Raw genomic sequence first — 18,480 nt, 5'->3', positions numbered from 1 at the left:
ATGGTCACAGAAGTCTGTCTCGCGCGGGGTCGTAACAATCACGAAATGTGGGCCAGATCCACCGTTTTGTCCCCGGCCGGAAGCCCCGTCCGGCCGGGGCGGCGGGTCAGAGCATCGAGATGTGCACGTGGTCGTAGTGGTTGGCGGTGTTGCCGCCCCGGTCGGACATGAAGCGCCAGCCGGAGCCGTGGTTGATGCGCTGGCGCCAGATCACGTACTTGACGCCGAGCTTGCCCCTGTTCTTCAGGACCCAGGCGGCGATCTCGTCGCCGAGCCTGAGGCCGGCGGCCGAGGGCATGGCCCCGCCGCTGCTCATCATGAAGTCGCAGGCACGGCCCAGGGGGTGCTCGCCCCCGTCGTTCATGCTCCGGTAGCAGCCGATCGTGTGGGTCAGCTCGAAGCGCCGCCTGACGGCGTCGCGCATGTTCCGGGTGCGGTCGGTGATGTTGTCGGAGCCGTTGGGCAGCTGGGGCACCCAGCTGCCGTCCGCGCGGCGGCCGGAGCCGAGGGGGACGAGCTGGTCCAGTTTCCGCTTGATGTCGCGGATCACCTTCTCCGCCTCCTCGCGCCGCTCCTCGACCTCCTCCGCCTCCTCGCGGAGGTCCTCGGTGAGCCGGGCGGCCCGCTCCGCGGCCTGCTTCCTGCGCTCCCTGCTGGTGGCGAAGCCCTCCAGGTAGGCGGACTGCTGGGCGACGAGCTGCTCCATCACGGCGGCGGCGGCCATGTCGCCCTCGCCGGAGAACAGCAGCACGGGCAGGTCCCCGGAGTTGCTCTGGTAGCGGAGCTGGGCGATCGAGTCGACCTCCTGCTTGGCCTCCTGGTAGGTCTTGTCCGCCTTGCGGAGGTTGTCCTCGGCGATGCTCTCCGCCTTCTCCGCCTTGCGCACGGACTCCCGCTTGGCCGCGTAGGTCTCGATGAGGCCGTCGACCTTCTTGCCGAGCCGCTTCAGGTCCTTGCGGAGCTCCGCCTCGGTGGGCTTGGGCTCCGCGAGGCCGGCGGCGGGGACGCCGAGGGTGAAGCCGAGCACCGAGACCAGGCAGACGGCCGCGGCCGCGCGGCGACGGAACGTGGGGGACATCGGCGATGCAGACGACGCAGGCGACGCAGCCGCCACGAACTCTCCTCTCCTTCAGCCGGCCGGGTCAGCTGACGGGTTCGGGCTGGAGGAAGCCCTTCCACTGATGTGGTTCACCCCGGATGCGGTGGTTCCCCGGCTCCCGGGCGAGGCGCCCGGGATTAGGCATATCTGCTGTTGAAGCCGACGACTGAAGGATAGTAGTGGTAATGAGATGGTCATGCGACTCCAGGTCGAGACCATGCGGTGATCAATCCGTGATCACCGTGCGCAGGAGGCGGGCCGCCTCCTCGGGCGGGACGTCGTTCACGAAAGCCCCCATCGCGGACTCCGACCCGGCGAGGTACTTCAGTTTGTCCGGCGCCCGGCGGATGCTGAACAGCTCCAGGTGCGCGTACGACAGGTCCCGCCCGACGTTGACCGGCGCCTGGTGCCAGGCCGCGACGTACGGCATGGGCACCCCGAACAGCGCGTCCAGCCGGCGCAGCACGCCGGTGTAGAGCGGGCCGAACGCCGCGCGCTCGGCCCGGTCCAGCCCGCCCAGGTCGGCGACCCGTCGGTGGGGGTAGACGTGCACTTCGAACGGCCAGCGGGCCGCGGCCGGGACGAACGCCGTCCAGTGCTCGTTGACGGCGACCACCCGCACCCCGGCCTCCCGCTCGGCGGCCAGGACGTCGGCGAACAGGTTGCCGCCGGTCCGCTCCCGGTGGCGCTCGGCGGCCCGCAGGGTCAGCTTCGTGCGCGGGGTCACGTAGGGGTAGGCGTAGATCTGGCCGTGCGGGTGGGCCAGGGTGATGCCGATCTCCGCTCCCCGGTTCTCGAAGCAGAACACCTGCTCCACGCCGGGGACCGCCGCCAGCTCCGCGGTGCGGTCGATCCAGGCCTCCATGACCAGCTCGACCTGCGCGGGGGAGAGCGCGGAGAAGGACGAGTCGTGGTCGGAGGTGAAGCAGACCACCTCGCAGCGGCCCAGACCCGGGCGGGTCCCGCCGATCGCACCCGCCCCGGCGTGGCCGCCGGGATCATCGTGGGTGCCGGGGGGAGTGGAGAACGAGGGGAAGCGGTTCTCGAAGACGACGACGTCGTAGGAGGAGGCGGGGATCTCGGAGAGGCGGCCGGGGGCCGACGGGCAGAGCGGGCACTGGTCGGCGGGGGGCAGGAAGGTCCGGCTCTGCCGGTGCCCCGCGATCGCGATCCACTCCTCGGTCAGCGGGTCGTAGCGCAGCTCCGAGGGAGCCGGGCGGGGCGGTAGCTCGCGCTCGTCGACGGCGCCGCGGTCCGCGTCGTCGCGCCGGTCGAAGTAGAGCAGCTCCCGGCCGTCGGCCAGGTGGGTGAGGGTGCGCTTCACCGGCCCGCCACCTGCCTGTCCTGCTCCGGCTCGGCGATGATGAGCTCGCCCGCCTGGGCGGAGAGCTCCTCGCGGGCCTCCTGGGGCAGTCCGGGATCGCTGATGACGACGTGCGCCTCGGACAGGCGGGCGATGGTGCTGATCCCGACCGTGTCCCACTTGGTGTGGTCGGCGGGCACGACCAGGCGGTGCGCGGAGGCGACCAGCTCGCGGTCGGTCTCGGCCTCCAGGAGGTTGGGCGTGGTGAACCCGGCGCGGGCGCTCATGCCGTGCACCCCGAGGAAGAGGGTGTCCACGTGCAGCCCGCGGATCGCGGCCACCGCGACCGGTCCGACCAGCGCGTCGGAGGGGGTGCGCACGCCGCCGGTCAGCACGACGGTGCGGTCGGCGCGGGGCGAGCGGTGGAAGACGTCGGCGATCCGGATCGAGTTGGTGATGACCGTCAGCTCGGGGACGTCGGCGACGAAGTGGGCCAGCGTCCAGGTCGTGGTGCCCGCCGAGAGCGCGATGGCCGTGCCGGGCCGGACGAGCCGGGCCGCCTGCCGGGCGATCGCCTCCTTCTCCGGCTGCTGACGGGCCGACTTGGCGGCGAACCCGGGCTCCTCGGTCGATCCGGGACCGGCCGCGGTGGCCCCGCCGTGGACCTTCTCCAGCAGGCCGCGCTCGGCGAGGACCTCCAGGTCCCGGCGGATCGTCATGTCGGACACGCCGAGCTCCCGGACGAGATCGGCGACGCGGACGCCGCCGCTGCTGCGCACCCGCTCCAGAATCGCCTGCTGCCGCTGTTGGGCGAGCATTGATCCACTCCTTAATCAAACAACTTCCATCAAATTACCACATCACGACGCAGGGAAGATGTGCGTTTGTGCTGGATAATCCTCACAAGAGGTCGAGTTCCCGCCGCATGTTCTCCCGGGCCGCCCCCTCCCACGCCGAGGCGCCCGCGGTGTGGAAGATCACCGGAAGGTCCAGCAGGGAGCGCAGCACGGCCGCCCGCCCGGACCGGAACGCCTCGTCCGGGACGAAGGCGTACTCCTCGCGCACGGCCGCCGCGTAGGCGGCGTAGACCTCCGGAGACGCGGCCAGGATCGCCAGGTCGGCGTCGCACAGCACGGCTCCGTCCGCGTCGCCGGGCTCGGGGGCGTGGGTGACGGTGAGCCTGACCAGGCGGGCCACCGCGGCCACCGCCGAGGACGGCAGCCCCAGTTCCGGCAGGGCCCGCTCGGCCATCCGGGCGCTGCGCTCCTCGTTGTCGCCGCGCTGCGGATCGTAGACGGCGTCGTGGAACCAGGCCGCGAGCCGTACCAGGTCGGGATCTCCGGCGTGCCCGGCCAGCACGTCGACGTGGTCGAGCACCGCCTCCAGATGGGCGGTGGTGTGGTATCTGCGGTGCGGCTCGCCGTACCGGGTGATCAGGTCCGCGCCGAGACGGCCGGCTCCGGGGCCGGTCAGGGCGCGCCAGCGGGCCATCAGCTGAGAGCTCATGCCCGGACTCTAGGGGCGGCCGCCGGACGGCCTGCGACTTGGGCCTTGTACGGCGCGCGTTCCCGGGGGACGGTGGAGGCCGGACCCGGATCCACGGACGGAGGCGGTCGCACATGGCCAGACGGGCGCGCAAGGCGCGGGCGAGGAAGAAGCGGAAGGCCAACCACGGCAAGCGGCCCGCGGCGCGGTAGCGCACCGCGCCGGTGCCACGTCACGGACCCGGTGCCTCCGCCGGGCGCTGCGCTCCCGCCGGGGCCGTCTCCGGGCACGGCGGGCCTCAGCCTGCGCGGCCCCAGGCGGCGAGGAGCCTGGCCTGCAGGCCGGTGCCCGCGGGCACCGGGTGCGGATCGCCCATGACGCCCGCCTGCCGGTAGTCGTCCCCGGCGTCGGCGAACCAGGCCGCGCAGGCCTCGACCAGCTCGGGGTCGAGCCGCTCGTCCGCGCCGATCGCCCGGGCCAGGTCCCAGGTGTGGATGAGCGCGTCGGCGAACAGCTCGGTGACGTACTCCGCGCCGGGCACGTCGCCGAACGAGAGCCGGACGACGGCCGTCAGGGAACCGCCCTCACCCGTCGCCTGGACGGCGGCGGCGGCCGAGGCGTCGAACGCCTTCAGCGGGTCGTCGCCGAGCACGTCGCCGTCGAAGGCGCCGCCGATCTCCGCGGCACTCCGCCCGGCGAACAGCTCGGGCACGCACAGGCTCTCGCTCACCACGTGGTTGACCAGGGTGCGGACGTCCCAGCCCGCGCACGGCGTCGGGGCGTCCCACTGCCCGGGGGCGATCCGGTGGACGAGGGCGCCGAAGTCGTCCAGCGCCCGCCGGTAGGCCTCCCGGATGTCGATGGTCATGTGCTGCCCTCCCGAATCATCGATTCGACCGTAACCCGTGGAGCGCCAGTAGTCAGCGCACCCGTCGGGCATGACCGGACGGGCGCTCCGGGCCTCGGGCGGGGGGCCGCGCCGCGGTCGTCACGCGGCCCGCGCCCGGCGCCGGGCGTCCTGGAGCGGTTCTAGAGCAGCTTCTGCTCCACCCAGACGATCTTCCCCTGGGGCGTCGGGCGGGTGCCCCAGCGGTGGGCCATCCAGTTGATGAGCTGCAGACCGCGGCCGCTGTCGTCGGTGCCCGCGGCCTCCCGCATGACCGGCATCGAGGGCGAGCGGTCGGCCACCTCGCAGACCAGGCTCGGACCGCGCAGCAGCCGGAGCCCGACGGGCCCCGCACCGTGCCGGACCGCGTTGGTGACCAGCTCGCTCACCATGAGCTCGGTGCCGTCGGAGACGGACTCCAGTCCCCACTCGGAGAGCGTGGCGCGGACGAAGCCGCGGGCCTTCGCCGCCGAACGGGTGTCCGGCGGGAGCGCGAGCACGGCGACCTCGTTCTCGGACAACTCGTGCACCCGGGCCAGCAGGAGCGCGATGTCGTCGCGTTCGTGTCCCGGCCGCTGGGCGCCGATCGTGAGGTCGCAGACCTCGTCCAGGTCCTTGCCCAGCTCCTCGCTCCGGCCGGAGAGCAGCCGCCGCAGCGCGTCGATGCCCTCGTCGATGTCGCGGTCGCGGCTCTCCACCAGGCCGTCGGTGTAGAGGGCGAGCACGGAACCGTGCGGCAGGGTGATCGAGGCGGTCTCGACCGGGTCGTTGCCGATGCCGAGCGGGAGGCCCGCGGGCACCTCGACGATCTCCGTCGTGCCGTCCGGGTGCACCAGGACCGGGGGCACGTGCCCGGCGCGGGCGATCGTGCAGAGCCGGGTGACCGGATCGTAGGTGGCGTAGACGCACGTCGCGATCTGGCTGCCGTCCAGGTCCTGGCTCATCCGGTTGAGCCGGAACAGCACCTCGCCGGGGCTCAGGTCGAGGCTGGCCAGTGTGCGGGCCGCCACCCGGAGCTGGCCCATCGTGGCGGCGGCCCGGGTGCCGTGCCCCATCACGTCGCCGACCACCAGGGCGACCCGGCACCCCGGCAGCGGGATCACGTCGTACCAGTCGCCGCCGACGCTCGCCAGGTCGCTCGCCGGCAGATAGCGGGAGGCGATGGACAGGCCGAGGGGCTGGTAGAGGTCGGAGGGGAGGAGGCTGCTCTGCAGGGTCAGCGCGGTCCGGCGCTCGTGGCCGTAGAGCCGGGCGTTGTCCAGGCAGATCGCGGTCCTGGCCGCGAGTTCCTCGCCGAGCGCCACGTCCTGCTCGTCGAAGGGGTCGCTGTCCGGCCGGCGGGTGTAGACGACGAAGCCCAGCACCCGGCCGCGCGCCTTCAGCGGCACCACCAGGAACGAGCTGTCCTCCAGCACCCTGGTCACCTCGTCGCGCTTCCAGGCGCGGCCGATCTCCCGCGCGGTGCGGGCGCCCAGCCGGGGGTACAGGATCGGGTTGCCGGTGGCCATCACCTTGGCGTACGGCGTCCAGGCGTCGTAGACGGTGACCTCGTCCACCGGGAAGGCCCGGGCGTACTCCCCGGGGGCGGCGGACGCCACACCGACCGCGATGCGCCGCACCAGCGCCGAGCCGTCGGTGCTGCGGTGCGGGAACTCGCCGTCGGTGACGAGCCGGTCCTGCACCAGGATGCCGGCCGCGTCGGCGAAGCGCGGCACGGCGACCTCCATCAGCTCCCGGCCCGTCTCGAACATGTCCAGGGTGGTGCCGATGCGCTTGCTGGCGGCGTTGAGCAGCGAGAAGCGCTCGTGCACGGAGGCCGGGCTGCCCATCCGGGCCTCGCCCGTCGCGGGGGTCCTGGTCACGAAGCGGTGGTCGGCCCGCGCCGCCGGGGCGTCGGTGCTCATCCGTCCCACCGCGGCTCGGGAACGGGGGTCTGCCACGGGAAGATCCCTGGATCGCCCGCCGTCCCGTTGCGCTGGGCGACCGCGGCGGACGGACCGGTCCTGGCGAGGCGGGCGGCGCAGGCGAGGCCGTTGCGGCCGCCTCCGACGATGACGCCGTCGAACTCCGTCACGCGTCCCTCCCGTGCGCTTGACTCCGGCTCGGGCCAAGCGTAAAGAATGATCTACGATGGAGTCTCATGTTTACCTGAGAAACCGCCGGATGTCTCGTCCGGGTCCGGGGACGCGCCGCAGGGCACGGCGGATCCCCGCTCTCAGATGACGGGCAGCCCCTCCAGCGCGGTGTCGATGCGCTCCTGCGGCAGCGCGAAGTCCTCCATCTCCCCCGACAGGTGGTGGTCGTAGGCGTTCAGGTCGAAGTGGCCGTGCCCGCACAGTGCGGTCAGGATGACCTTCGGCTCGCCGGTCTCCCGGCAGCGCAGCGCCTCGGCGACGGTCTCGGCCAGCGCGTGCGTCGGTTCCGGAGCGGGGACGATCCCCTCGGTCCTGGCGAAGCGCAGGCCCGCCTCGAAGCACTCGCTCTGCCCCTTGGCCACCGCCTCGAACAGGCCCAGCTCGTGCAGGTGCGAGATCAGCGGGGACATGCCGTGGTAGCGCAGCCCGCCCGCGTGGATCGGGTCGGGCACGAAGCCGTGGCCGAGCGTGTGCATCTTCAGCAGCGGGGTGAGTCCCGCGGCGTCACCGAAGTCGTAGGCGTAGACGCCCCGGGTCAGCGACGGGCAGGCCTCGGGCTCCACCGCGCGGATGACCGGGTCCATCCGCCCGGCCAGCTTCTCCCGCAGGAACGGGAAGACGAGCCCGGCGAAGTTGGAACCGCCGCCGGTGCAGCCGACGATCAGGTCGGGCACCTCGCCGAACGCCGCCAGCTGCTCGATCGCCTCCTCGCCGATGACCGTCTGGTGGAGCAGCACGTGGTTGAGCACGCTGCCCAGGGCGTACCGGGTGTCGGGGGCGGCCGCGGCCACCTCGACGGCCTCGCTGATCGCGATGCCCAGGCTGCCCGGGGAGCCGGGGTCCTCGGCCAGGACCTTGCTGCCCGAGACGGTCTCCGGGGACGGGCTCGCGTGCACGGTCGCGCCGTACACCCGCATGAGGGACCGGCGGTGCGGTTTCTGGTCGTAGGAGGCGCGGACCATCCAGACCTCGCAGTCGAGGCCGTACTGCGCGCAGGCGAACGCCAGGGACGAGCCCCACTGCCCGGCGCCGGTCTCGGTGGTGAGCCGGCGGACCCCCTCGCGGGCGTTGTAGTACGCCTGGGGGACGGCGGTGTTGGGCTTGTGGGAGCCGGACGGGGAGCCGCCCTCGTACTTGTAGTAGATCCGGGCGGGGGTGCCGAGCGAGCGTTCGAGCCGCCGGGCGCGGATCAGCGGGGTCGGCCGCCAGAGCCGGTAGACGTCGCGGACGCCGTCCGGGATGGGGACGAAGCGGTCGGTGCAGACCTCCTGGCCGATCAGCTCCGCCGGGAAGAGCGGGGCCAGGTCGTCGGGGCCGACCGGCTGCCGCGTGCCGGGGTGCAGGGGCGGCGGGGGAGGGGCCGGGAGATCGGCCAGGATGTTGTACCAGTTGCGCGGGATGCGGGACTCGTCGAGCAGCACTCGGGTGGCCTCGGACACGGTTCGCCTCCAGGGGTCGCTGCTCTCAGTGTCGTTCACCTCACCCTCCGTGGTCCACGCGTTTCCTCTTTGTCCCCTGAGAATGCGCCGCACCTCTTCTTCTCCGCTTCTTCTCCGCCCGGTACGGCGCCCGCCGCGGACGTACGCTGGAGCCATGGAGAACGAGAGGGACTGGAAGCGGCTCCCCGAGAGGGTGCTGCCCGAGGAGACGGTCGAGGCCCATCCGGCGGAGGAGGTCCCGGACACCGCGTTCGTCGAGGACCTCCGCTTCAAGCAGTGGCTGAGCGGTCCGGCGAGCGGCTGACCGGCCGACGGCCGGACCGATGTGGAAGATCGGGGAATTCGTCGGCAACGAAGAAGGGCCAGGCCCCGGATGCCCGGTGACCTGGCCCTTCTTATCTGGAGCGGACGACGGGAATCGAACCCGCGTAGCCAGTTTGGAAGACTGGGGCTCTACCATTGAGCTACGTCCGCGCGATCCGGTGTTGGTCTGGTCTAGACTTCATCCGGTCGTCAGGGCGTAATCGTACCGGAGATCCGGACCGTGCGCGTACCCGACCGCCGGGGTGTGGCGCAGCTTGGTAGCGCACCTGCTTTGGGAGCAGGGGGCCGCAGGTTCAAATCCTGTCACCCCGACATCGACCGGGCGCCGGTTCCGACCGGCGCCCGGTTCCTGTCTCCTCCGAAGCCCTGCTCTCCTCCGGGCCGTGCGGCCGGTGTTCAGGAGGTGCCGCTGAAGAGCGCCCAGACGGCCTTGCCGCCGCGGGAGAGGTGGTCCCAGCCCCAGTAGCGGCTGTAGGTCTCCACGATGTAGAGCCCGCGGCCGTTCTCCGAGACGAAGTCCGGCTCCTTCGGGACGGGCGGGGTGTCGCTGGGGTCGGCCACGGCGAGGAGCACGTGGGGCGAGAGCCGCAGCAGCATCAGGGTGATCGGCGCCTCGGACCGACCGGGCGGGCACAGAGCGTAGCGAACGGCGTTGGTGACGAGTTCCGAAACCACTAACGCGGCGTCATCGCTGAGCTCGGACAGCCCCCAGCCGTCCAGCGTGGAGCGCGTCACGTCCCGGGCGGTCTTCACGGAGTCGGCCTGGCGGGGGAGCGGGCAGGCCGCCGCGTCCGAGCGGTCGGCCGCGAGAAGCTCATCGAAGCCGATCTCACGAGTCGCCTGCAGGCAGGCGGCAGCCGATCGTGGCTCCTCCACCATCCTGCCGGTACCTCCCGCTGTCATCGTGAGCTCTCCGTGCCGGTTGAGAGTTTTCAAAGCTTGTGCACTATAAGCCCAATATGCACCAAGCCATCATGAGTCACGCGGGCGGGTCCTGCAAGACCCAAATGCACGTGCAGTTGCAGCGTGCAGCGGCATGTGCGTTTAAAGTACAAGGCTGACCAATAGGGCACACGCCCGAGGCCTTGTCATAACGGCCGGAAGTGGTGACACTGTGTGCGCTGGCCTAAGTGAATAGGGAGGCGAAGTGACGCAGATCCAGCAGGGATCGGGTCCCACAGCTCTGCGCATCCTCCTGGGTTCCCAGCTGCGCCGTCTGCGCGAGGCCAGAGGGCTCACGCGGGAGGAGGCCGGCCATCTGATCCGGGGCTCCGAATCCAAGATCAGCAGGATGGAGCTCGGACGGGTCGGGCTGCGGGAGCGCGACGTCGCGGACCTGCTCACCTTCTACGGGGTGGAGGACGCGGAGGCGCGGGCGGCCGTCATGGACCTCCTGTCCAGGGCGAACGAGCCCGGCTGGTGGCACCGCTTCAACGACCTGCTCCCCAACTGGTTCCAGACGTACGTCGGCCTCGAGGAGGCGGCGGCCCGCATCCGCACCTACGAGGTGCAGTTCGTGCCCGGCCTGCTCCAGACCAAGGAGTACGCCAGAGCGGTCATCACCGCCGGAGGCGCCGGGATCGCGCCCGAGGAGATCGCGCGCCGGGTGGACCTGCGCCTCGAACGCCAGCGGGTGCTGGAGCGGTCCGACGGCCCGTTCTTCTGGGCGGTCATCGACGAGGCGGCGCTGCGGCGCCCCATCGGCGGCGCCGAGGTGATGCGGGCGCAGCTGGAGCACCTGATGGACCTGATGCGCCAGCCGAACATCACGATTCAGGTGATGCCGTTCAGCTTCGGCGGGCACAGCGCGGAGGGCGGCGCCTTCAGCGTGCTGCGCTTCCACGACAGCGAGCTTCCCGACGTCGTCTACGTCGAGCAGCTCGCCAGCGCCCTCTACCTCGACAAGCCCGAGGAGGTGGACCGCTACAGCGAGGTCATGGAGCGCCTGTGCGCGGTGAGCACCACACCGGGTGAGACCGTCGACATCCTCCGGCGCATCATCAAGGAGATCTGACCCGCGCCGTTCGCTGAGGGGTACGGGTCTGCCCTAGACTGGCCTGTGGCGCTGGACACCCGCCGCAGTGGAGCATGCCCCGATCCGCATCTCTTGAGGCTGTGCCCTGCGCCGCTCATGTGGGCGCGGCGCGCGAGCTTGCCGCGATAGCCGTACGAATTGGCGCGCGCCCGCGATCACTCGAAGCTTGATCAAGGAGACCACCCCGTGAAGACCGCTGTCGAGGAGCTCAGCCCGACCCGGGTCAAGCTCACTGTCGAGGTGCCGTTCGAGGAGCTCGGCGAGAGCATGCAGGCGGCTTACAAGAAGGTCGCGCAGCAGGTGCGCGTTCCCGGCTTCCGCCCCGGCAAGGTTCCGGCCCGCATCATCGAGCAGCGCTTCGGCCGCGCGGTGGTGCTGGAGGAGACCCTCAACGACGCGGTGCCGAAGCTGTACGGCCAGGCCGTCGACGAGAGCGACATCTTCCCGGTCAGCCAGCCGGAGATCGAGGTCACCAAGATCGAGGACGGCGAGCAGGTCGAGTTCACCGCGGAGGTGGACATCCGCCCGAACTTCGAGGTGCCCGACTACCAGGGCCTCGAGGTCACCGTCCCCGTCGCCGAGGTGTCCGACGAGGACGTCGACACCCAGCTGGACGGCCTGCGGCAGCGCTTCGCCACGCTGACCGGGGTCGAGCGCCCCGCCGCGAACGGCGACTTCGTCGTCATGGACCTCGCCGCCGCCATCGACGGCGTGAACATCGAGGAGCAGCAGGCCAACGACGTCTCCTACGAGGTCGGCGCCGGCTCGGTGCTGCAGGGCCTGGACGACGCGCTGGCCGGCATGTCCGCCGGTGACGTCAAGGAGTTCACCACCAACCTGGTCGGCGGCGAGAACGCCGGCGAGGAGGCCGTGGTGACCATCACCGTCAAGAGCGTCAAGGAGAAGGTCCTCCCCGAGCTCGACGACGAGTTCGCCCAGCTGGCCAGCGAGTTCGACACCCTCGACGAGCTCAAGGACAGCCTCCGCGAGCAGATCCGCCGCAACAAGCTCATCGACCAGGTCGTGCAGGCGCGGGAGAACGCGCTCGACGCCCTCCTCGGCAAGATCGACATTCCGCTTCCGGAGAGCGCGCTCAAGGCCGAGCTCGACAACCGCAAGCACAACCTCGAGCACCAGATCGCGGAGAGCGGCCTGAGCAAGGACGCCTACTTCCGCCTCTACCAGACCACCGAGGAGGAGCGCCACGCCGAGCTCGAGGCGAGCTCCGCCAAGGCGCTCAAGACCGGCTTCGTCCTCGACAAGATCGTCAAGGCGGAGGAGCTCGGTGTCAGCGAGCAGGAGCTGACCAACTTCGTGGTGCGGCGCGCCATGCAGATGAACGTCGCCCCGAACGTGCTGGCCCAGCACCTGGCCGACAACGACCAGCTCACCCTGGCCATGGTCGAGATCGTCCGCGACAAGGCCAAGAGCGTCATCGGGGACGCCGCCAAGGTCGTCGACGAGGCCGGCAACGAGGTGGACCTCAAGGCCGTCTACACCGAGATCAACGGCGAGGAGCCCGTCGAGGAGCCCGCCGAGGAGAAGACCGAGGAGTAGGCACCCGCTCCGCCGGAACACCCGCGGCGCCTCCACCGTGCTCGCACGGCGGGGGCGCCGTTCCGGTTTCCGCAGGGCGCACGGTTCCCGGAGCCGCGGGCGGACCGGCGGACGGGCCGCCTCCGGGGCCCCGCAACGCCCTTCCACCGGCGCCTGCGGGCCCCTCCTGGCGCGGCGGAACCTCCGGTGGGCGCCGGGGCGCTCGGAGGGCTCATCATGCGCTGTCGGCGAACAGCACGTGGAGGGGGCATGTCCGGTAGGCGCCGCGCGTTAAGGTCACAAGCAAAGCCAATCGATTACGACGCATCGGAAGGTGACGCTGTGACCAGCCCGCCGACCTTCTACCAGCCGACCGGCTCCGGGCCCGAGTCGATGAGCCAGCCGACCGGCTCGTTCAGGCTCGAAGACCAGCTCTACCAGCGGCTGCTGCGTGAGCGCATCATCGTGCTGGGCACCCAGGTCAACGACGAGATCGCCAACCGAATCTGTGCCGAGCTGCTTCTCCTGGCAGCGGATGACTCCGAGCGGGACATCTGGCTCTACATCAACTCGCCTGGCGGGTCGGTGACCGCCGGCATGGCGATTTACGACATGATGGAATACGTGCCGAACAACGTGTGCACGGTCGCGATGGGTCTGGCCGCCTCCATGGGCCAGTTCCTCCTCTGCGCCGGCGCGCGGGGCAAGCGCTACGCCCTGCCGCACGCACGCATCATGATGCACCAGCCTTCGGGCGGCATCGGCGGCACCGCCGCCGACATCGCCATCCAGGCGGAGCAGATGCTCTACGTCAAGAAGACCCTCGCGGAGCGCATCGCGTTCCACACGGGCCAGGACCTGGCGCAGATCGAGGCCGACTCCGACCGCGACCGCTGGTTCACGGCCGAGGAGGCCAAGGACTACGGCTTCATCGACAACGTCGTTCGGAGCGCCCGCCAGGTGCCCTCCGAGGGCGCAGTCTCCTGAAGGGACACAACGTGAGTGAGTTGATCCGGCCGGGAGACATCAACGGCCGCTACGTTCTCCCCTCCTTCGTCGAACGCACGTCGTACGGCGTGAAGGAGATGAACCCGTACAATAAGCTGTTCGAGGATCGCATCATCTTCCTCGGCGTGCAGATCGACGACGCGTCCGCCAACGACGTCATGGCGCAGTTGCTGACGCTGGAGTCGCTCGACCCCGACCGTGACATCAGCATCTACATCAACTCGCCGGGCGGGTCGTTCACCGCCATGACGGCGATCTACGACACGATGCAGTTCGTCCGGCCGGACATCCAGACGGTCTGTCTGGGCCAGGCGGCCTCGGCCGCCGCGGTCCTGCTGGCCGGCGGTACGGCGGGCAAGCGGTTCGCCCTGCCGAACGCTCGGATGCTCATCCACCAGCCCTCCACCGAGGGCGGCGGACAGGGGAGCGACATCGAGATCCAGGCGCGCGAGATCCTGCGGATGCGCGCGCTCCTGGAGACCCTGGTGGCGCGCCACTCGGGCAAGGGTGCCGAGGAGATCCGCAAGGACATCGAGCGCGACAAGATTCTGAACGCGGAGGAAGCCAAGGCGTACGGGCTGATCGACGACATCATCCCGTCGCGCAAGAAGCTCGCCAAGGCTGTCGCCTCCTGAGGAGGTAGATTGCATCGGAACGGTGCCCAATTGGGCACCTTCCGGTGCGACTCGCCGCCAGGGGGCTCACTGAGGGCTCAGAAGACGGTAACGTCGAAACCTGAGCGGGATGACTTTTCGTACCGGGTTCCGACCGGTCTCGAAAGAACCGGACCGCGGCAGCCAGGCGGTCCCACGCAAAGGAGTATCTGGGGTGGCACGCATCGGCGACGGGGGAGACCTGCTGAAGTGCTCTTTCTGCGGGAAGAGCCAGAAGCAAGTCAAGAAGCTCATCGCCGGGCCCGGCGTATACATCTGCGATGAGTGCATCGATCTCTGCAACGAGATCATCGAGGAGGAGCTCAGCGAGTCCTCCGAGCTCAAGTGGGACAGCCTGCCCAAGCCGAGAGAGATCTACGAGTTCCTCGACGCCTACGTCATCGGTCAGGACAAGGCGAAGAAGGCCCTCTCGGTGGCGGTCTACAACCACTACAAGCGGGTGCAGTCCGGTGAGCGCGGGCGTGACGACGGCCTCGAGTTGGCCAAGTCGAACATCCTGCTCCTGGGCCCGACCGGTTCCGGCAAGACACTGCTGGCCCAGACGCTGGCGAAGATGCTGAACGTCCCGTTCGCCATCGCCGACGCCACCGCGCTGACCGAGGCGGGCTACGTGGGCGAGGACGTCGAGAACATCCTGCTCAAGCTGATCCAGGCCGCCGACTACGACGTCAAGAAGGCCGAGACCGGCATCATCTACATCGACGAGGTCGACAAGATCGCCCGCAAGAGCGAGAACCCGTCGATCACCCGTGACGTCTCGGGTGAGGGCGTGCAGCAGGCGCTGCTGAAGATCCTGGAGGGCACCACCGCGAGCGTGCCGCCGCAGGGCGGACGCAAGCACCCGCACCAGGAGTTCATCCAGATCGACACCACCAACGTGCTGTTCATCTGCGGTGGGGCCTTCGCCGGCCTGGAGCAGATCATCGAGTCCCGGATCGGCAAGAAGGGCATCGGCTTCAACGCCATCATCCGCTCGAAGGAGGACGTCGACTCCTCCGACATCTTCGGCGACGTGATGCCCGAGGACCTGCTGAAGTTCGGGATGATCCCCGAGTTCGTGGGCCGTCTCCCGGTCATCACCAGCGTGCACAACCTCGACCGCGAGGCGCTCATCCAGATTCTCACCGAGCCGCGCAACGCCCTCGTGAAGCAGTACCGCCGCCTCTTCGAGCTCGACAACGTCGAGCTGGAGTTCACCCAGGACGCCCTCGAGGCCATCGCCGACCAGGCGATCCTGCGCGGCACCGGCGCGCGCGGCCTGCGGGCCATCCTGGAGGAGGTCCTCCTCTCGGTGATGTACGAGGTGCCGTCCCGCGAGGACGTGGCCCGCGTCGTCATCACCCGCGAGTCGGTGCTCGAGCACGTCAACCCGACGCTCGTCCCGCGCGACCAGCTCAGCAAGCAGCGCGCCCCGCGCGAGAAGTCGGCCTAGCCCCGGCACCCGCCCCGGCCCTGTACGGCGGCGCCCCCGCGGATCACCGTGGGGGCGCCGCCGCGTCCGGGACCGGGTGAGAAGCGGTCCGCGGACGGGAGAACCCGGCCGGGCACTGCCGGGCGGGCGGGTGTGAGCCGGCCGCGCATCCACGACTCACCGGGCGATGGGACGACGGCCACCCGGACGTCCTTAGAATTGGGCACCGTGACGACTCCAGAGCTGCCCACCCAGTACACACCCGCCGATGTGGAGACCCGGAGCTACGAGCGCTGGGTAGCGGAGGGATACTTCACCGCGGATCCGAGCAGTGAGCGCGAGCCGTACACCATCGTCCTTCCGCCGCCGAACGTGACCGGTGTCCTGCACATGGGGCACGCGCTGGACCACTCGATCCAGGACGCGCTGACCCGCCGTGCCCGCATGGCGGGCAAGGAGACGCTCTGGATGCCGGGCATGGACCATGCGGGCATCGCCACCCAGAACGTGGTCGAACGCGAGATCGCCAAGGACGGCCTGTCCCGGCACGACCTCGGCCGTGAGGCGTTCGTCGAGCGGGTCTGGCAGTGGAAGGAGGAGTCCGGCGGCCGGATCCTCGGCCAGATGAAGAAACTCGGCGACGGCGTCGACTGGTCCCGTGAGCGCTTCACCATGGATCCCGGGCTCTCCCGCGCGGTCCAGACGATCTTCAAGAAGCTCTTCGACGACGGGCTCATCTACCGCGCCGAGCGCATCATCAACTGGTGCCCGCGCTGCCTCACCGCCCTGTCGGACATCGAGGTCGAGCACAGCGAGGACGAGGGAGAACTCGTCTCGATCCGCTACGGCGAGGGTGACGACTCCATCGTGGTCGCCACCACGCGGGCCGAGACGCTGCTCGGTGACACCGCCGTGGCCGTCCACCCGTCCGACGAGCGCTACGCCCATCTGGTCGGCCGCGAGGTGGAGCTCCCGCTGACCGGCCGCCGCATCCCGGTCGTGGCGGACGAGCACGTCGATCCCGCCTTCGGCACCGGCGCGGTCAAGGTCACCCCGGCCCACGACCCGAACGACTTCGAGATCGGCCGGCGGCACTCGCTCCCGTCGATGACGGTCATGGACGAGCGCGGAGTGATCACCGCGCACGGCCCGTTCGAGGGCCTCGACCGCTTCGAGGCGAGGCCGGCCGTGGTCGCCGCACTGCGGGAGCAGGGCCGGATCGTCGCCGAGAAGCGGCCCTACCTGCACTCGGTCGGCCACTGCTCGCGGTGCAAGACGGTGGTCGAACCCCGCCTCTCGCTGCAGTGGTTCGTGGACGTCTCGCCGCTGGCCAGGGCCGCGGGTGACGCGGTCCGGGACGGCCGGACGAAGATCCATCCGCCGGAGCTCGCCAAGCGCTACTTCGACTGGGTCGACGACATGCACGACTGGTGCATCTCACGGCAGCTGTGGTGGGGCCACCGCATCCCCGTCTGGTACGGGCCGGCCGGCGAGGTCGTCTGCGTGGGCCCGGACGAGGAGGCGCCCGAGGGCTACGTCCAGGATCCCGACGTCCTGGACACCTGGTTCTCCTCGGGGCTCTGGCCGTTCTCGACCCTCGGCTGGCCCGACCGGACGCCCGAGCTGGAGAAGTTCTACCCGACCTCGGTCCTGGTGACGGGTTACGACATCCTGTTCTTCTGGGTCGCCCGGATGATGATGTTCGGCCTGTACGCGATGGACGGCCGGCCGCCGTTCCAGACCGTCGCGCTGCACGGCATGGTCCGCGACCAGTTCGGCAAGAAGATGTCCAAGTCGTTCGGGAACGTCGTGGACCCGATGGACTGGGTGGAGCGCTTCGGCGCCGACGCGACCCGCTTCACGTTGCTGCGCGGCGCCAACCCGGGCTCCGATGTGGCGATCAGCGAGGAGTGGGCGGGCGGTTCCCGCAACTTCTGCAACAAGATCTGGAACGCGACCCGGTTCGCCCTGATGAACGGCGCCGCGGTCGGAGAGCTTCCCGTGACGGAGCTCACCGCGGCGGACCGGTGGATCCTCTCCCGTCTCCAGGAGGTCACGGCGTCCGTGGACGCCGCCTTCGAGGAGTTCGAGTTCGCCAAGGTCTCCGACCTGCTCTACCACTTCGCCTGGGACGAGGTCTGCGACTGGTACGTGGAGCTCGCCAAGATCCAGATCGCGGCGGGTCAGGAGCACACCCGGCTGGTCCTGGGACATGTCTTCGACGCCCTGCTGCGGTTGCTCCATCCGTTGGTGCCGTTCGTCACCGAGGAACTGTGGAGGGCGCTGACCGGGGGGCCGTCCCTCGTGGTCGCGTCCTGGCCCACGGCCGAGGCGTCCCTGCGCGACCCCTCGGCGGAGGAGGAGATCCTGGCGGTTCAGAACCTGGTCACCGAGGTCCGCAGGTTCCGCTCGGACCAGGGGCTCAAGCCCGGCCAGCGGGTGGCGGCGCGGTTGTCCCTCGCCGGTACGGCTCTGGCCCCGCAGGAGAGCGCCATCCGTTCGCTGCTCCGGTTGGACGAGCCGTCGGAGTCCTTCACGGCGACCGCGCGTCTCGACGTGAGCGGTATCGCCGTGGAGATCGACACGGCGGGCGCCATCGACGTGGCCGCCGAGCGCAAGCGTCTGGAGAAGGATCTCGCGGCGGCACGCAAGGAGGCGGCGCAGGTGGCCGCGAAGCTGGGGAACGAGCAGTTCATGTCGAAGGCGCCGGATGATGTGGTGAGCAAGGTCCGGGCCCGTGCGGCTCAGGCCGACCAGGACATTGCCCGGCTCACCGCTCAGCTGGCCGCGCTGCCCGCCGGCTGAATCGGGACGGCGGGGCCGGGAGGCTGAACCGGCATCAGGTGAGGACGCGGGGGGTTGTTGACCCCGCGTCCTCGTGTTTGGAGTCTTCTGGCACTGGGAAGACCCACCTGTTACCGGGAAGTTGGTCATGTCAGCCGCAGAGGCTGCTAAGGTTTCTTCTTGCAGGACGAGCTCCTGCACCTCTCTTCTCTCAAAACCTCAGCAAATCGGACATGGCCACGCGAGTGGACACGAACGGGATGTCGAGGTAAGTTAGAGGGGTTGCCCCGGAAACGGGGTGGTTCCGGTCGGACCGGGATCGGACGAATCGGGTCGGATTGACACGAAACGGACGATACGG

General features: G+C 70.1%; 17 protein-coding genes, 2 tRNA genes and 1 riboswitch. Of the genes, 9 read left to right on the top strand and 10 right to left on the bottom strand.

All coding sequences use genetic code 11. The features are described 5' to 3' along the window. Positions 1 to 106: 106 nt before the first annotated feature. The 4 genes from IEZ06_RS34100 to IEZ06_RS34085 form a co-directional block, all read right to left on the bottom strand. A complete protein-coding gene (locus IEZ06_RS34100) occupies positions 107 to 1,078 on the bottom strand; it encodes a coiled-coil domain-containing protein (RefSeq protein ID WP_189240793.1) in 972 nt (323 codons plus the stop codon). 39 nt (positions 1,079 to 1,117) lie between these two features. After that, positions 1,118 to 1,253, bottom strand: a riboswitch (cyclic di-AMP (ydaO/yuaA leader). A 72-nt stretch (positions 1,254 to 1,325) separates the two neighbouring features. Next, entirely contained in the window at positions 1,326 to 2,423 is a 1,098-nt protein-coding gene (gene galT / locus IEZ06_RS34095; RefSeq protein ID WP_189240792.1) for a galactose-1-phosphate uridylyltransferase, read from the bottom strand. Continuing rightward, positions 2,420 to 3,220, bottom strand: coding sequence for a DeoR/GlpR family DNA-binding transcription regulator (locus tag IEZ06_RS34090; protein ID WP_189240791.1), 801 nt, complete (start codon positions 3,218 to 3,220; stop codon positions 2,420 to 2,422). The genes galT and IEZ06_RS34090 overlap by 4 nt, the downstream gene beginning before the upstream one ends. 82 nt (positions 3,221 to 3,302) lie before the next feature. Then, positions 3,303 to 3,908, bottom strand: a complete 606-nt coding sequence (locus IEZ06_RS34085; RefSeq protein ID WP_189240790.1) for an HD domain-containing protein — start codon at positions 3,906 to 3,908, stop codon at positions 3,303 to 3,305. Positions 3,909 to 4,021: 113 nt separating this feature from the next. Between IEZ06_RS34085 and IEZ06_RS37800 the strand changes: the two genes are divergently transcribed. Beyond that, positions 4,022 to 4,099, top strand: a complete 78-nt coding sequence (locus IEZ06_RS37800) for a 50S ribosomal protein bL37 (protein ID WP_373293985.1) — start codon at positions 4,022 to 4,024, stop codon at positions 4,097 to 4,099. Positions 4,100 to 4,185: 86 nt separating this feature from the next. Here the strand turns inward: IEZ06_RS37800 and IEZ06_RS34080 are convergent, their stop codons facing one another. The 4 genes from IEZ06_RS34080 to IEZ06_RS34065 all read right to left on the bottom strand — a co-directional run bounded on the left by IEZ06_RS34080 (position 4,186) and on the right by IEZ06_RS34065 (position 8,386). Beyond that, on the bottom strand, positions 4,186 to 4,755 hold the full coding sequence (locus tag IEZ06_RS34080; protein WP_189240789.1) for a TIGR03086 family metal-binding protein: 570 nt from the start codon (positions 4,753 to 4,755) through the stop codon (positions 4,186 to 4,188). 161 nt (positions 4,756 to 4,916) lie between these two features. Continuing rightward, positions 4,917 to 6,677, bottom strand: a complete 1,761-nt coding sequence (locus IEZ06_RS34075; RefSeq protein ID WP_189240788.1) for an ATP-binding SpoIIE family protein phosphatase — start codon at positions 6,675 to 6,677, stop codon at positions 4,917 to 4,919. Further along, positions 6,674 to 6,847: a hypothetical protein gene (locus IEZ06_RS34070; protein ID WP_189240787.1), complete on the bottom strand. Its 174-nt coding sequence runs from the start codon at positions 6,845 to 6,847 to the stop codon at positions 6,674 to 6,676. The genes IEZ06_RS34075 and IEZ06_RS34070 overlap by 4 nt, the downstream gene beginning before the upstream one ends. 141 nt (positions 6,848 to 6,988) lie before the next feature. Further along, a complete protein-coding gene (locus tag IEZ06_RS34065) occupies positions 6,989 to 8,386 on the bottom strand; it encodes a TrpB-like pyridoxal phosphate-dependent enzyme (RefSeq protein ID WP_229799081.1) in 1,398 nt (465 codons plus the stop codon). A 115-nt stretch (positions 8,387 to 8,501) separates the two neighbouring features. On the opposite strand from IEZ06_RS34065, the gene IEZ06_RS34060 reads away from it, so the two are divergent. After that, positions 8,502 to 8,651: a hypothetical protein gene (locus tag IEZ06_RS34060; RefSeq protein WP_189240786.1), complete on the top strand. Its 150-nt coding sequence runs from the start codon at positions 8,502 to 8,504 to the stop codon at positions 8,649 to 8,651. 96 nt (positions 8,652 to 8,747) lie between these two features. Here IEZ06_RS34060 and IEZ06_RS34055 read toward each other — a convergent pair. Beyond that, positions 8,748 to 8,821: transfer RNA gene (locus tag IEZ06_RS34055), tRNA-Gly, on the bottom strand. An 88-nt stretch (positions 8,822 to 8,909) separates the two neighbouring features. Between IEZ06_RS34055 and IEZ06_RS34050 the strand changes: the two genes are divergently transcribed. Further along, positions 8,910 to 8,983 (top strand) — tRNA-Pro (locus tag IEZ06_RS34050). An 84-nt stretch (positions 8,984 to 9,067) separates the two neighbouring features. Here IEZ06_RS34050 and IEZ06_RS34045 read toward each other — a convergent pair. Then, positions 9,068 to 9,574: an ATP-binding protein gene (locus tag IEZ06_RS34045; RefSeq protein WP_229799079.1), complete on the bottom strand. Its 507-nt coding sequence runs from the start codon at positions 9,572 to 9,574 to the stop codon at positions 9,068 to 9,070. A gap of 244 nt (positions 9,575 to 9,818) precedes the next feature. On the opposite strand from IEZ06_RS34045, the gene IEZ06_RS34040 reads away from it, so the two are divergent. From IEZ06_RS34040 to IEZ06_RS34015, 6 genes are all read left to right on the top strand, one after another. Further along, positions 9,819 to 10,685, top strand: coding sequence for a Sco1979 family transcriptional regulator (locus IEZ06_RS34040; RefSeq protein ID WP_189240785.1), 867 nt, complete (start codon positions 9,819 to 9,821; stop codon positions 10,683 to 10,685). A gap of 207 nt (positions 10,686 to 10,892) precedes the next feature. After that, positions 10,893 to 12,263 (top strand): trigger factor, encoded by a 1,371-nt coding sequence (gene tig / locus IEZ06_RS34035; RefSeq protein WP_189240784.1) that lies wholly within the window; start codon positions 10,893 to 10,895, stop codon positions 12,261 to 12,263. A 321-nt stretch (positions 12,264 to 12,584) separates the two neighbouring features. Continuing rightward, positions 12,585 to 13,229, top strand: coding sequence for a ClpP family protease (locus IEZ06_RS34030; protein WP_373293984.1), 645 nt, complete (start codon positions 12,585 to 12,587; stop codon positions 13,227 to 13,229). 11 nt (positions 13,230 to 13,240) lie between these two features. Then, a complete protein-coding gene (locus tag IEZ06_RS34025; protein WP_068903692.1) occupies positions 13,241 to 13,885 on the top strand; it encodes an ATP-dependent Clp protease proteolytic subunit in 645 nt (214 codons plus the stop codon). 193 nt (positions 13,886 to 14,078) lie between these two features. Further along, positions 14,079 to 15,356, top strand: a complete 1,278-nt coding sequence (clpX, locus tag IEZ06_RS34020) for an ATP-dependent Clp protease ATP-binding subunit ClpX (protein ID WP_189240783.1) — start codon at positions 14,079 to 14,081, stop codon at positions 15,354 to 15,356. A gap of 198 nt (positions 15,357 to 15,554) precedes the next feature. Then, a complete protein-coding gene (locus tag IEZ06_RS34015) occupies positions 15,555 to 18,140 on the top strand; it encodes a valine--tRNA ligase (protein WP_189240782.1) in 2,586 nt (861 codons plus the stop codon). Positions 18,141 to 18,480 lie beyond the last annotated feature (340 nt).

Source organism: Planomonospora antibiotica (assembly GCF_014647955.1).
In the GTDB taxonomy this organism is placed as follows: Bacteria; Actinomycetota; Actinomycetes; order Streptosporangiales; family Streptosporangiaceae; genus Planomonospora; species Planomonospora parontospora.
This window is presented reverse-complemented; position numbering and strand designations above follow the sequence as displayed.

Coding starts and splice junctions, on each gene's coding strand:
- IEZ06_RS34100 (WP_189240793.1), bottom strand. CDS start 1,078: ATGTCCCCCACGTTCCGTCGCCGCGCGGCCGCGGCCGTCTGCCTGGTC.
- IEZ06_RS34090 (WP_189240791.1), bottom strand. CDS start 3,220: ATGCTCGCCCAACAGCGGCAGCAGGCGATTCTGGAGCGGGTGCGCAGC.
- IEZ06_RS34085 (WP_189240790.1), bottom strand. CDS start 3,908: ATGAGCTCTCAGCTGATGGCCCGCTGGCGCGCCCTGACCGGCCCCGGA.
- IEZ06_RS37800 (WP_373293985.1), top strand. CDS start 4,022: ATGGCCAGACGGGCGCGCAAGGCGCGGGCGAGGAAGAAGCGGAAGGCC.
- IEZ06_RS34080 (WP_189240789.1), bottom strand. CDS start 4,755: ATGACCATCGACATCCGGGAGGCCTACCGGCGGGCGCTGGACGACTTC.
- IEZ06_RS34075 (WP_189240788.1), bottom strand. CDS start 6,677: ATGAGCACCGACGCCCCGGCGGCGCGGGCCGACCACCGCTTCGTGACC.
- IEZ06_RS34060 (WP_189240786.1), top strand. CDS start 8,502: ATGGAGAACGAGAGGGACTGGAAGCGGCTCCCCGAGAGGGTGCTGCCC.
- IEZ06_RS34045 (WP_229799079.1), bottom strand. CDS start 9,574: ATGACAGCGGGAGGTACCGGCAGGATGGTGGAGGAGCCACGATCGGCT.